The sequence below is a fragment of the Nesterenkonia muleiensis genome (assembly GCF_003600155.1).
In the GTDB taxonomy this organism is placed as follows: Bacteria; Actinomycetota; Actinomycetes; order Actinomycetales; family Micrococcaceae; genus Nesterenkonia; species Nesterenkonia muleiensis.
Window position 1 is genome coordinate 313,669 of sequence record NZ_QWLD01000040.1, and the last position, 13,198, is coordinate 326,866.

General features: G+C 64.2%; 12 protein-coding genes. 4 read left to right on the top strand and 8 right to left on the bottom strand.

Annotation, left to right across the window (positions count from 1 at the left end):
* Nucleotides 1–1,110 carry an ABC transporter permease gene (locus DVO78_RS12625; protein WP_157984028.1) on the top strand — a complete coding sequence of 370 codons (1,110 nt, stop codon included), beginning with the start codon at nucleotides 1–3 and terminating at the stop codon, nucleotides 1,108–1,110.
* Between the two features lie 429 nt (nucleotides 1,111–1,539).
* Here DVO78_RS12625 and DVO78_RS12630 read toward each other — a convergent pair whose 3' ends face one another.
* The 6 genes from DVO78_RS12630 to msrB all read right to left on the bottom strand — a co-directional run bounded on the left by DVO78_RS12630 (nucleotide 1,540) and on the right by msrB (nucleotide 7,895).
* Nucleotides 1,540–3,657: a 3-hydroxyacyl-CoA dehydrogenase NAD-binding domain-containing protein gene (locus DVO78_RS12630; RefSeq protein ID WP_120005231.1), complete on the bottom strand. Its 2,118-nt coding sequence runs from the start codon at nucleotides 3,655–3,657 to the stop codon at nucleotides 1,540–1,542.
* Nucleotides 3,658–3,755: 98 nt separating this feature from the next.
* Nucleotides 3,756–4,394: a hypothetical protein gene (locus DVO78_RS12635; RefSeq protein ID WP_120005232.1), complete on the bottom strand. Its 639-nt coding sequence runs from the start codon at nucleotides 4,392–4,394 to the stop codon at nucleotides 3,756–3,758.
* 116 nt (nucleotides 4,395–4,510) lie between these two features.
* Entirely contained in the window at nucleotides 4,511–5,752 is a 1,242-nt protein-coding gene (locus DVO78_RS12640) for an HRDC domain-containing protein (protein ID WP_120005233.1), read from the bottom strand.
* Between the two features lie 2 nt (nucleotides 5,753–5,754).
* A complete protein-coding gene (locus tag DVO78_RS12645) occupies nucleotides 5,755–6,357 on the bottom strand; it encodes a DUF3000 domain-containing protein (RefSeq protein ID WP_120005234.1) in 603 nt (200 codons plus the stop codon).
* Nucleotides 6,358–6,447: 90 nt separating this feature from the next.
* The gene (locus DVO78_RS12650) at nucleotides 6,448–7,509 is read right to left on the bottom strand and encodes a threonine aldolase family protein (RefSeq protein ID WP_120005235.1); all 1,062 of its coding nucleotides are present in this window, start codon (nucleotides 7,507–7,509) and stop codon (nucleotides 6,448–6,450) included.
* Nucleotides 7,509–7,895, bottom strand: a complete 387-nt coding sequence (msrB, locus tag DVO78_RS12655) for a peptide-methionine (R)-S-oxide reductase MsrB (protein ID WP_120005236.1) — start codon at nucleotides 7,893–7,895, stop codon at nucleotides 7,509–7,511. Before msrB ends, DVO78_RS12650 begins: the two co-directional genes overlap by 1 nt.
* Before the next feature lie 71 nt (nucleotides 7,896–7,966).
* Between msrB and DVO78_RS12660 the strand changes: the two genes are divergently transcribed.
* Nucleotides 7,967–9,217, top strand: coding sequence for an alpha/beta hydrolase family protein (locus DVO78_RS12660; RefSeq protein ID WP_120005237.1), 1,251 nt, complete (start codon nucleotides 7,967–7,969; stop codon nucleotides 9,215–9,217).
* Here the strand turns inward: DVO78_RS12660 and DVO78_RS12665 are convergent.
* Nucleotides 9,174–9,959 (bottom strand): glycerophosphodiester phosphodiesterase family protein, encoded by a 786-nt coding sequence (locus DVO78_RS12665; RefSeq protein WP_157984029.1) that lies wholly within the window; start codon nucleotides 9,957–9,959, stop codon nucleotides 9,174–9,176. The genes DVO78_RS12660 and DVO78_RS12665 overlap by 44 nt on opposite strands.
* Complete coding sequence (locus DVO78_RS12670) at nucleotides 9,956–10,399, bottom strand: SufE family protein (protein ID WP_120005239.1); 444 nt, start codon at nucleotides 10,397–10,399, stop codon at nucleotides 9,956–9,958. Before DVO78_RS12670 ends, DVO78_RS12665 begins: the two co-directional genes overlap by 4 nt.
* 92 nt (nucleotides 10,400–10,491) lie before the next feature.
* Here DVO78_RS12670 and DVO78_RS12675 point away from each other — a divergent pair, with 92 nt between their 5' ends.
* Both DVO78_RS12675 and zapE read left to right on the top strand, forming a co-directional pair.
* A complete protein-coding gene (locus tag DVO78_RS12675; protein WP_120005240.1) occupies nucleotides 10,492–12,093 on the top strand; it encodes an AMP-binding protein in 1,602 nt (533 codons plus the stop codon).
* Nucleotides 12,094–12,103: 10 nt separating this feature from the next.
* Entirely contained in the window at nucleotides 12,104–13,171 is a 1,068-nt protein-coding gene (gene zapE, locus DVO78_RS12680; protein ID WP_120005241.1) for a cell division protein ZapE, read from the top strand.
* The last annotated feature ends 27 nt before the right edge of the window (nucleotides 13,172–13,198 follow it).

Genomic DNA, 13,198 nt, shown 5'->3' on the forward strand with positions numbered 1-13,198 from the left:
GTGAGGCCGGCGAATCTGCTGGGTGAGGCGGTCAAGACCGCTTGGGTCACCAAAGTGCCCAGCGCGTTGATTGTGCTGCTGGTGCTGGTGATGTGCACTGCTGCGCTGGCCACGGTTGGACGTACCGCCGCCGCAGAGCAGCAACTGCATCAGCGGCTGGACTCTGCCGGAGCGCGGGTGCTGACTGTGACCGAGCCCAGTAGTGGGTCTCATGAGTTGATTAATCCCGCGACTATCTCTCAGGCGGCAGGGCTTTCCAGTACTGAGCGGGCGTTGGGTGCGGTGACTGCGATCGATGTGCTCAATGGCGCGGTCGGTGACGGCGCTCATCGGGTTCCGGCCTGGGGTGTCTACGGCGATCTGGAAGATGCTGTGGTGCTGGATTCTGGGCGCTGGCCCGAACAGGGGGAGGCGTTGGTCTCCGAAGAGGGGATGGAGCGGCTGAATCTGGATGAACCCGCTGGCTGGGTTCAGCCGTCATCTACCAACGGGCTGGATGACTGGGCGGTGGTGGGCACTTTCACCCCCAGAGAACCTTTTGGTGATTACGGTGTCGGAGTTGTCTATCCGCTGGATGAGGATGTAGCGGCGGTGACAACATTGCATGTGGTGCTCCACGATGGGAATCAGGCAGCAGCTGCTCAGTCAGCGGTGCTGGGGATCCTGGACCCGCCTGCCTCTGATCATCTGAGTGTTCAGTCACCGCTTTCCATGGCCCAGCTGCAGGATGAACTGGCTGGGGACTTCACCACCTTCGGCCGCACTCTGCTCCTGGGAGTCCTGGCTGGTGGTGCCTTTTTGGTGGCGATTGTGGTTCTTGCCGATGTGCTGGTCCGGCGCAAGGATCTAGGGCGGCGTCGCGCTCTTGGCGCCTCCCGCGAGGTGATCGTGGGGCTCGTGGTGCTGCGCACCGCCCTGCCCGCGACACTGGGCGCGACTCTGGGAATCGCCGCGGGGCTGGGGATCGCTGGGGCTTTCGACGCCCTGCCGCCCTGGGACTTCACCACCGGCACCGTGGTACTCGCGATTCTAGTCGCCTCGGTTTCAGCAGTGATCCCCGCCGTCTACGCCGCCACAAGAGACCCCGTCAACGTTCTCCGCACCCCATAGGTTCAAATACTCTCCAGAATTTGCGACAGACATGTGCGGGTAAGTGTAGGTAAATTGATAGTGTTCGAGTGTTCCCAAAAAAAAATTACGCTTTAAAATCTGATCGCAAAAGTTTTGTAATGCTTAATAAATGTCGTATTATATTTTCTTTATTTTTCGTTGAATTGCTTGGAGTTTCGTCTTTCAGCGCCGCTAATGCCGAGGTGGAACCGAATACCGCGGTGTGTCATGAGCGATCAGCAACTGTTCAGGCTTGTGCCAACGGTTTCTCGTATGGCCAGTGGATGGGTTATTCGCTCATTGAAATGACCCATACATGGAGTATCCCTATGCATTATTGGGTCGAAGTGCAAGATGCGGGTAGCGGATTCGCGCAGCATTTCAGCCCAAATTAAATGATCCATCCTCAGCACCTCGCCTGAGCGCCGGTCAGCTGTGGAACGGCTTGCCGTTGACTCGCTGGCTGACACCTTGCTGGTCCAGGTACGGGGTGATGCCGCCGCGGTGAAACGGCCAGCCCGCACCCAGGATCATGCACAGGTCAATGTCCTTGGCCGAGGCCACCACTTCATCCTCCAGCATCAGCCCGATCTCCTCGGCCAGGGCTTCCAGCACTGTGTTCAGCACTTCCTCGGAGGTCTTGGAAGAGCTGCCGAACTCCATCAGCCCCAGGGTGGAGTCCTTGATGTGCTTGGTGCCGGACTCATCGGTGCTCCAGACTTCGGCGACACCGTTGTCGATCAGCGCCTGGAGGTTCTTCGACACATAGAACCTGTCTCCGAAGCTGGTGTTCAGTGACTCGGTGACATGCTGGGCCACCGGAATTCCCACCATCGCCAGCAGGTCGAAGGGCGTCATCGGCAGGCCCAGGGGCTTCAGTGCCTGATCAGCGGTAGCAGCATCGGTGCCTTCATCAAAGGCCTTCTGCACCTCGGCCATCAGCCGCAGCAGTACCCGGTTGACCACGAAGGCAGTGGTGTCCTTGGTCAGCACCGGGGTCTTTCCCAGTTTGGCAGCAAGATCAAACGCTGTGGCGATCGACTCATCAGTGGTCTTCGCAGTCCGGGCGATCTCCACCAGCGGCATCACCTGGACCGGGTTGAAGAAGTGAAAGCCGATTACCCGCTCCGGATGCTGCAGGTCGGCGGCCATCTCGGTCACCGAGAGCGAGGAGGTGTTGGTGGCCAGAATGGTCTCCGGTGAGACGATCTGCTCCAGCTCGGCGAAGACCTGCTTCTTCACCCCGATCTCCTCGAACACCGCTTCGATCACGAAATCGGCATCGGCGTAGACCGACTTGTCCGTAGAGCCGCTGACCAGTGCGGTGAGCGCATCAGCCTGCTCCTGGGACAGCCGGCCCTTCTGCACCTGCTTGGCATTCTGGGCGGCGATATAGTCCAGGCCCTTGTTCACCCGCTGCTGGTTGATATCACTGATAACCACCGGAACCCGCAGCTGCTGGGCGAAGACGAGCGCCAGCTGGGAGGCCATCAGGCCAGCGCCGACGACGCCGATCCGGTTCAGCGCGCGCGGGCTCGCCTCCGGCACTCCGGCAGGCTTCTTCGCCCGCTTCTGCACCAGTTCCATGAATCCGTAAACCACGTTCTTGAACTCTGTGCTGACCAGCAGTTCGCCCAGCGCTTCGACCTCCAGCTTGCGGTCCTCTTCGCGGGAGTTCTGCGGCACCTGCCTGAAGATGTTCAGCGCATGCAGCGGTCCCGGTGCGGTGTCGCCGGTCTTGGCGGCGACCGTCTTCTCCGCTGTCTGCATCGCACGGTTCCAGGCCTCAGCGCTGACATCCCGGTCGCGATGCTGCTGAGCCTGAGCCTGCGCGGCGTCGTCGGTAAGAATACTCGCCGCCCAGACCAGTGAGTCCTGCTCGAAGCTGGCCTCCTCGAAGAGGGCATCGGCAATTCCGGTCTCGAAGACCTGATGGCCTTTGAGCGTCTTGTTGTTGTTCATCGCGTTGACGAAGATCACCTGGGCCGCCGCCTCCGGTCCGATCAGCCGAGGCAGCCGGTAGATGCCACCCCAGCCGGGAACCAGTCCGAGAAAGGCCTCCGGCAGGCCAACTGCTTTGGTGGCGTCGGAGACGGTGCGGTAATCGGCAGGAAGGGCGACCTCCAGCCCCCCGCCTAGTGCGGTGCCGTTGATGAAGGCGAAGGTGGGGGCCGGGAAATCCTCCAGAAGATTGAAGGCATCGTGGCCGAGTTCGGCCAGCGCCACACCATGCTGGGGATCGGTGAGCTGCTGGGCAGAGACGATATCGGCGCCGGCCACGAATGTCCCGGGCTTGCCAATCACCCCTAGCGCGGCGATTTCCCCGGACTCAGCACGCGCGTACTGTGAGGCAATCGCCTCGCCGAACTCCACCAGCGAGCCGGGACCGAGTGTGCTGGGCCGTTTCTGGTGGCCATTGTCCAGTCGGATCAGGGCCAAGATGCCTACGCCGTCGGGGAGCTGGACATCTTCCACACGGGAGTGGGTCAGAGTCTCATGCGGGAAGTTCTCGGTCAGATGGCGGTAGCGAGAGAAGTCGGCGGACAACGGGAGCCTCCTGTGATCGGCGGGTCAGATGCGTTCTGCATCACATCCTACCCGCCGGTAATACAGGTGTGCACCCGGTAGTAGATGAGAGTGCGGTGTCAGGGATCAGGTACTTCAGGGAGAAATTGTTCAGTATCAGGATATGGGCAGGTTTGTTGAGCTGCATCAAACTCACCTGAACCATAGTTCTCCAGGATTTCAAAGTGGGGGTGTCTCAGCTCTGCTGCCAGCGCCGTATCTTCCTGCGCTTGGACGAACACCTCGAACGAGGGTGCATCGGGCACATCCCACCCATTCTCCCGGACGCATTGGCGCACCTCCTCTTCAGCCTCGTAATGGGCACCATGAAATTCCTCAGGTGCAGGAAAGAAATCAGCGATAGTGCGTGGATCCTTGGGGTGCAGTGACATGCATTCCCAGACATCCTCTTCTGCAGCTCTGAGCTGATCAGAGGGCACTTGTAGAACATCAGTCACCTCTCTGATGCCCTCCCAGCCCCTCTCTTCCATGCAGGTGCTCATGGCATCGGGTTGTTCATCCGCTGTATAGAACCGGATCGGGGTGATCTCTGGGGAGGCCTGGTACCACTCAAGATCTTGCCTGATCTGCAATTCAATCTCTACGAGTTCATCGAAGTCTGTGCTCTCCCAGCCGAACTCATCGACCTCCGGTTCGGAGCTGCATGCGGCTAACCACAGGACAGGTGGCAATGCGAGGGGCATCAGGAGCTGGCGCATTGGGCAGATCCTGTCTGTTGCTGTGTGCTCTGACAGTCTCAACGGTAGGGGTGTGTTGAGGCGAAATCCAGGGAATGTTGAGAAGTGTCAAAAAACTGCGACATGGGTCCTCCCTTTCAGAGGGCTTCCGGCTCCTGGGGTTCGAGCATGGCCACGGTGATCACCGCAGCGGACTGCTCGATCTGCCAGGGCCGCGCACCATGCCGGGCCAGGGCTGCCGAGACCGCGTCCAGGTCAATGACATCCGGCGGGGTCCAGCACAGCTGCTTGAGCACCGCCGGAGCCAAAAGCGTCTCCGGCATCACCTGCAGCTGCTCAGCCTGCCGGGCCAGCCGGTCCCGTGCAGTGCGGAACTGACGGAAGGCCAGCGGGTTGCGGTCCTTCCACGTCCGCGGCGGGGGAGGGGCACCGGTGGAGCGGTGGATCACCGGCAGATCCTCGGTGTGTACTCCGGCCTGCACGGCCCGCAGCCACCGGGGCGCCTCACGCTTGGCGGCGCGGCCGTGGAAGCCCGAGACAGCCAGCAGTTGCGGGACGGTGCGAGGCATGGCACCGGCTGCGGCCACCAGGGCGGCGTCGGGCAGCAGGCGGCTGGGGGCCAGATCACGTTTCTGCGCCAGGGATTCCCGGGCAGTCCACAGCTCACGCAGCACCGCCAGTTTCCGCGGCGACTTCAGTGTGCTCAGCTTGGAGGTCTTGCGCCATTTGTCCGATTCCGGGACCGTGACAGGGGCAAAGCTGCGCAGGTGGTCGAACTCCTCCTGCGCCCATGCGGCCTTGCCCTGCTCATGAAGCAGGGCCGAGAGCTCTTGACGCAGAGGGACCAGCAGATCCACGTCCAGAGCGGCATAGCGCAGCCAGTCCGCAGGCAGGGGCCGCCGGGACCAGTCAGCCGCGGAGTGCTCCTTGGCCAGCCGTACCTCCAACAGCTGTTCGACCACCGCGCCCAGACCCACCCGTGGCAGACCGGCCATCCGGGCGGCAAGCTCAGTGTCGAACAGCTGATGGGGATGCATGCCCAGCTCAGCCAGGCAGGGCAGGTCCTGGCTGGCGGCGTGCAGGATCCACTCTGTGCCCTCCAGGGCCTCCTGCACGGGGGCCAGACTGTTGAAAGGCTCCGGGTCGATCAGCCAGATCCCTGAGCCCTCCCGCTTGAGCTGCACCAGGAAGGCTCGCTGTCCGTACCGGAAGCCGGAGGCCCGCTCGGCGTCGACGGCCACCGGCCCGTTGCCTGCCGCCAGCGCAGCCGCAGCACGCACCAGCCCACGCTCAGTCTCGATCACCGCCGGCACTCCGTCTGCGGGTTCGGTGATCAGCGGCAGTTGGGCCTGGTCAGATTGACCGTTCTCAGTGTCCACCGTCAGCTCCTGCGGAGATGGGGTAGCGCGACCACACCCTCGGGCAGCGGGGGCAGCCCGGCGAAGGAGCAGACCATATCTGCCCAGGCCTCCAGATGTGCTCCGAAGCTGCTGCCCTCAGGGGTCCAGGAGGCCCGCAGCTCCACATCGTTGCTGGCCAGCCGGCTCTCCAGCGAGCCGAAGGACTCCGAGAGGATGCGGGTGGCGGTGCCCCCTGCATGGGAGTGCTGCACCCCGTGTTGGGCCAGCGAGTCGCTCAGCCAGGTCCAGGCCACAGAGGCCAGCAGCGGGTCATTCCCTATCTCCGGCTCGAGCTCGGCACGGATGTAGATCACCACCCGGAAGGTTCCGCCCCAGGAGTCCTGTCCCTCAGGGTCGTGCAGCAGGATGAACCGACCGGTCGCCGAATGGTCAGCGATCTCTGCCCGAAGGGCCACCGCATAGGGAGCCAGCTTAGACGGAGCCGGGACCTCTTCGACCACAGCCTCCTGGCGGGTCTGGGCGCTGCGCAGCTCATCGATGGCGCGGCGAAAGGGCGCAGGCAGATCACCGATGCTCGGGGCCGGCCGGGCGGGGCTGCCGGCGAGAGGGCCGAATACGCTCACAGCCTCAGCCTAGGAAAGGCTGTGGCTCAGCCTGGTCAGGCGCGCCGCGCAGGCGGCCAAGAGCAGGGGTTTTGATGTCTCAGGTGCTCCTCATCGTCCACGTGCACAGTCCAGCAAAGCCTGAACCTGCTCACCGGTGGTCTGCCAGGAGCACATCAGGCGCAGCACCGGGTTCCCCGAGGGCGCGGTGTCCCAGGTATGAACAAGATACCGGGACTGAATCCGCGCGGCGACCTCCTGCGGAACTTCGGGAAACACCGCGTTGACCACCGGCTCTGCGCTCAGCCGCACTCCCTCAAGAGCTGAGAGCCCGGCACCAAGGGCCGCGGCCTGCGCATTGGCCCCAGCAGCGTTCTTCCGCCACAGCCCAGTGCTGAAGAGCTCCAGAAGCTGAGCGGCGATGAACCGCTGCTTGCTGGCCAGCTGCATGGAATACTTGCGGATGAACGCGGTGCCGGTCACTCGTTGCGGATTGATCACCACCACCGCCTCTGCGGCCAGAGCCCCGTTCTTGGTCCCGCCCAGTGAGACGACGTCGACGCCGGCACCGGCAGTCAGCTCTCCGAGTCCGGTGCCCAGTGCGGCGGCGGCATTGGAGAGCCGGGCGCCGTCGATATGCACACCGATGCCGTGCCGGTGGGCGGCCTCTGCCAGCGCGGTGATCTCTTCGACGCTGTAGAGTGTGCCGACCTCAGTGGACTGGGTCAGCGTCACGGCCAGGGGTTGGGCGGCGTGCACGAATCCCACAGCGCCCAGCTCGGCCTCGATGTCAGCAGGGGTCAGTGTGCCATCGGTCACAGCGCGGGGCAGAAGCTTGACCGCTCCCACCCGCTCCGGTGCGGCACCTTCGTCGTTGTTGACATGCGCTCCGGCGGCGCAGATCGCGGCACCCCAGCGCGGAAGCATCGCCTGCAGGGAGACCACATTGGCGCCGGTGCCGTTGAAGACCGGGTAGATCTCCGCCTGGGAGCCGAACTCATCCTTGGCCCAGTCGGTCAGCTCAGCGGAGAGGGGGTCATCGCCGTAGGGCAGTGCCGCGGCGTCGTTGTCCCGGCCCAGGGCGGCCAGGATCTCCGGACTGACCCCGGCGACGTTGTCCGAGGCGAAGGAGGCGTCCAGCCCTCCGGTGTTCGTGGCGCGCTGCTTGCTCATCAGGCCTCAGGCTCAAAGGACATGGACAGCGAGTTGATGCAGTACCGCAGGTCAGTAGGAGTGCTGAATCCTTCGCCTTCGAACACATGGCCCAGATGGGACTCGCACGAGCCGCACCGGACCTCGATCCGGGTTGCTCCCAGCGAGTCGTCCTTCAGATACGTCACATTCGACCCGCCCGCCGGCTGGTAGAAGCTCGGCCACCCGCAGCGGGAATCGAACTTGGTCTCCGACTCGAACAGCTTGGCCCCGCAGGCCCGGCAGTAGTAGGTGCCAGGCTCCTTATTGTCCCAGTACTCGCCGGTATACGGGCGCTCGGTGCCGCCTTCGCGCAGCACATGGAACTCGACGTCGCTGAGCTTCTTCCGGAAGGGATCATTTTCCATAGCATCCAGTGTAGAGTCCCCTCACGCCTCCGGCGTACAGTAAGGAGCAGGTCAGAGACGGTGGGAGGACTATGGACCTTGAGCTGAAGCGCACAGAGCAGCCGAAGCCCACCCCCTGGGTGCGCTCGATCCTGCTGGGGGCGGGCACCGGGCTGGCAGTGGGGACCGCCCTGGCGGGAATCATGTCCAGCGCATCGGCCTACTTCGCCCGGCTGGTGGTCACTCCGGTGCACGAGGCCGCGGAGAACCTTGAGATCCTGGCGGTGATCGAGGACTCCGAGGGGCTGCAGGTGATCCTGCCGGTGAGCGCCGACACTGTGGTCGAAGGCACCTACGGACTGCACTTTGACCGCGGCACCTCAGTGGCCCGGATCGGAGAGATCACCTCGCTGGAGCCGAAGCACGGCACCGTGACCCGCCGGGTGCTCGGCGTCAGCGGTGGGGATCTTCGCCAAGCCCGGTCAGGCTCCATCGGCTCGGTGCTGCACCGCAACCCCGCTGAGGCAGGATTCGACTACGACGACGTTTCTCTGCACCTGCCCGTGGGAGAAGCTCCGGCTTGGTACGTGCCGCACAGCAACCCCGAGGGACCGCTGGCGGAGAAAAGAGTGTGGGCGGTCATGGTCCACGGCCGCACCGGCACCCGGGTCGAAGCACTCAAAGCACTCCCGGTGGCCCAGCAGCTGGGCATCGATTCACTGCTGGTCTCCTACCGGAACGACGGAGAGGCCCCGTCCGGCCCGGACGGTCTCTACGGACTCGGCGTCACCGAGTGGGAGGATGTGGAGGTCGCTGTCCAATACGCCCTGGACCATGGCGCGGAAGATGTTCTGCTCTTCGGCTGGTCGATGGGCGCGGCAGTGGCCCTGCAGACCGCGGACCGCTCCCCACTGACCCCGCGCATCCGCGGCATGGTGCTCACCGGGCCGGTGATCGACTGGGTGGATGTGCTCAGCCATCAGTTCCGCTCCCGCAGGGTGCCTGAGCCGGTGGGCCGGCTCAGCCAGTGGCTGCTCTCCAATGAGGCCGGACGCAGAGCCACCGGGCTCGCCTCCCCGGTGGACCTGAAGGCGCTGAACTGGATTGCCCGTGCCGACCAGCTGCACACCCGAAGTCTGATCCTGCACAGCATCGACGACGAGGTGGTGCCCTACCAGCCCAGCCGGGAGCTGGCAGAGCGCAACAGCCTGGTGACCTTTGTGCCCTTCCACCGGGCCGGTCACATCAAGGAGAGGAACTACGACCCCGAACGCTGGGACTCCCGTGTGGCGCAGTGGGTTACCGAGCTGTTCGCCCAGCCTCTTCCCGGGACGCCGGACTGAACCCTTCGAAGATGACGTTGCCGCCTAGCTGATGGACCCGGTCCATATCCGCCTGTGAGGTAATAGTCCACACCAGAAGCGGCCACCTGCGAGTGATCAGCCTGGCACGCACCTCCGAGAGGAACTCGAATTCGTAGCCCACAAAGTGCGGCCGTGACACGGCGTTGAACCCCAGGTTTCGCATCACGGCCCTGGAGAGCGGATTGAGTCCTCCGGCATCGGCGAGGCTGCCGGAAAGTTGTCCGCGCAGAGTCAGGGGCGAATTCCTGCGGAACCAGGCGACGATGAACGGGTCAAAGGACTGCACCGCCAGCTCACCGCTGTAATCCCCCAGTGCGGCGGCCGTGGCGCTGGCACGCAGGTTCCGCTGCGGACCGGTCTTGATCTCCACCAGCACCGGCACCCGGCCGGCGATGAACTCCAACGTTTCGGCCAGCGACGGCGGGTGCTGGTCAGTTCCGGCGACCCGGTGCTCGCGCAGCTGATCGACTCTTAGGGTGCGCACCGGCTCCGGGCTGCCGCAGAGCCGGAGAAGATCGCGGTCGTGGAACACCACCGCCTGATCATCAGCGCTCAACTGCACATCCAGTTCAATCGGGAAGCCGGCCTCGACAGCCGCGTCGAAGGCCGCCAGCGTGTTCTCCGGGATCCCGCCGCCGGGAGCATCAGCACCGGCCGGCACACTGTGCAGGCCTCGGTGCGCCACAGGCCGGGTACTCAACCATTCGGGCAGTGCGCTCACCACGCGTGCTCACGGATGTTGTGCTTGATTCTGCCCAGCATGGCGGCCATTCCGCGCAGCCGCAGCGGCGTGATCGCCTTGGCCAGGCCCAGCCGCTGATGCAGGTCATCAGGCACCTGCAGAATCTCTTTGGCAGAGAGTCCGGAGAGCCCCTGCTGCAGGATCGAGGCAAACCCCCGGGTGGTGGGCGCCTCGGCCGGTGCCGCGAAGATCAGCTGAACCCGCCCGGCGTCGTCGTGCTCAACGGCCAGAAACAGCGGAGTCTGGCATTCGACCACCTGCTCCATGGACCCGGCATAGTTCTCCCCATACTTCTCAGGGAGGTCCGCAAGCTCACGGGAGAGTTCCAGCAGCAGCTCGAGGCGCTCCCGCTCACTGACTGCGTGGAAGTCCTCGACAATCTCGGCCAGCGGTCCTGGCAGATCGGTGGTATCACTCATCCTTCCACCCTAGACGTCACCAACCTACCCGTGGGTAGAGTAGTCGGTGTTAGCTGCGTCACTGATATATCCATGACACGCTAGGAGGTCCCGTGAGTGTTATTCAGAGTCCCCATCCGCAGATCGATATCCCTCAGGAGAGCATCTACCAGCTGCTCTTCGGCAGTCTGAGCGACCAGGATGCCGAACGCATCGCCCTCATCCAGGGCGAGACCGGCCGCGAGGTCACCTACGGCCAGCTCAAGACGCAGGTGGACTTGCTGGCCGGCGCGCTGGCCGCCCGCGGCATCGGCGTCGGCGACGTGGTGGCCCTGCAGTCCCCGAACACCCCAGAATTCGTGGTGGCCTTCCACGGAATCCTTCGCAGCGGAGCCACCGCCACCACGGTGAACTCCCTGTACACCCCCGGGGAGGTCGCCAAACAGCTGAGCCTCTCCGGGGCCACCCTGATGATCACTGTCTCCGCACTGGCCCAGAATGCGGTGGTCGGAGCCGAGCAGGCCGGGCTGGACAGCGAGCAGATCGTGGTGATCGACGACGACGGCACCCACCCGTCTCTGGACACACTGCTGGGGGAGGGCCGCCCCGCCCCGGAGGTGGAGTTCGACCCGGCTGAGCACACCGCGGTCCTTCCCTTCTCCTCCGGGACCACGGGCACGCCCAAGGCCGTGATGCTCACTCATCGCAACCTGGTGGCCAACACCTGCCAGATCCAGGACCTTCTGCCGGTGAATGCGGGGGTGCCGGTCCAGGCAGTGCTGCCGATGTTCCATATCTACGGGCTCACTGTGCTCATGCACTTCGCGCTGCTCAAGCGTGCCCAGCTGGTGACCATGGCCAAATTCGACCTCGAGGAGTTCCTGCGCATCATCCAGGAGCGCAGGATCGAAGTCTCCTTCATCGCACCGCCTATCGCGGTGGCCCTGGCCAAACACCCAGTGGTCGACCAGTACAGCACCAAGACACTGCGGTCGATGCTCTGCGGCGCCGCACCTCTGGACGAGACCATCACACAAGAGGTGATCAACCGGCTGGGATGCGATCTGGGGCAGGGTTACGGCATGACCGAGCTCTCACCGGTCTCCCACCTGGTGCCCTACGGTCAGAGGCACTATCCTCGCGGTTCGGTGGGACCAGCAGTGGCCAATGTGGAGTGCAGGCTGGTCGATCCAGCCAGCGGGGAGGACATCCAGATCCCCGCGGAGGGAGAGTCCGAGGCTGGTGAGCTCTGGGTCCGGGGCCCCATGGTCATGAAGGGCTACCTCAACAATGAACAGGCCACTGAGGCGACCATCGTGGAGGGCCGATGGTGCCGTACCGGGGACATCGCCACCTACAACGCCGGGGGCTGGTTCTCCGTGGTCGACCGTCTCAAGGAGCTGATCAAGTACAAGGGCTATCAGGTGGCCCCGGCTGAGCTGGAGGCTCTGCTGCGGGAGCACCAGGAGATCGCCGACGCCGCGGTGATCGGCGTGCCCACCCAGGACGGGGAAGAGGTGCCCAAGGCTTTTGTGGTCCTCCGGGCCGGCGCGGACGGCACAAAGCCTGGACTCAACGCCGAGGAGGTGATCGAGTATGTGGCTTCCCGGGTGGCCCCCTACAAGAAAATCCGTCAGGTCGAGTTCATCGATCAGATTCCGACCTCCCGGACCGGAAAGATCCTGCGCAGGGAGCTGAGGCAGACAGCGAAGTAGAGTGGAGGGTATGTCAACCGCCCCTGAATCGCTTGCTGAACGTACGCCCCAAGTTACCGTCGACGATCTCCTGGCAGGCCTCAGGCCATCCTTCCGGTTCGCCGAGGTGTCCTTCGACACCTACATCCCCGACCCGGGGCATCCCTCGCAGGCTGAGGCGGTGTCAGCGCTGCGGGAGTTCTCCGGCACAGTGGGGAACCAGGCGTCGTCGTCGTTCCTGGGCAAGCTGTTCGGTGCGAAGTCCAAGCCCTCCGGACCGGCCGGGATCTACTTGGACGGCGGTTTCGGCGTGGGCAAGACCCACCTGCTGGCCTCGCTGTACCACGCCGCGGGCCAGCGTGGAGTGCCGGAGGAGAAGCTGGCCTTCGGCACCTTCGTGGAGTACACCAACCTGGTCGGTGCGCTGAGCTTCCGCAGGACCGTGGAAGTCCTCAGCGACTACAAGCTGGTCTGCATCGACGAATTCGAGCTCGACGACGCCGGGGACACCACGTTGATGTCGCGGCTGCTGCGAGAACTTGCTGATGCCGGGGTGAAGCTGGCCGCCACCTCCAACACCTTGCCCGGCTCCCTGGGTGAGGGGCGTTTCGCCGCCAGTGACTTCAAACGTGAGATCCAGGTGCTCAGCAGCCAGTTCCGGGTGATCAGGGTCGACGGCGAGGACTACCGGCACCGCGGGCTCCCGGAGGCTCCGGCACCGCTGAGCACCGGGGAACTGGAGGCTTTCGCCGCCGAGCAGTACCCGGAGCAGTCCCGGGCGGTCGATGAGTTCGGTCCGCTGTGCGATCACCTCACTGCAGTCCATCCCAGCAGATACCGGCAGCTGATCGCCGGAACCGATGTGCTGGTCCTCAAAGACGTGGAGACCATCGAGGGACAGTCGCTGGGGCTGCGGTTCGTGGTGCTGGCCGACCGGCTCTACGACCAGAACGTGAAGATCATCGCCTCCGGAGTTCCCTTCGACCAGCTGTTCACCGAGGAGATGCTCTCCGGCGGGTACATGAAGAAGTACTACCGGGCGGTGTCGAGACTGACCGCACTGGCGCGCGCCGGGCAGATGGGTGAGACTGCGCTGTGAGCCGGTGCGTCTCCGCCGGCCTGCGGC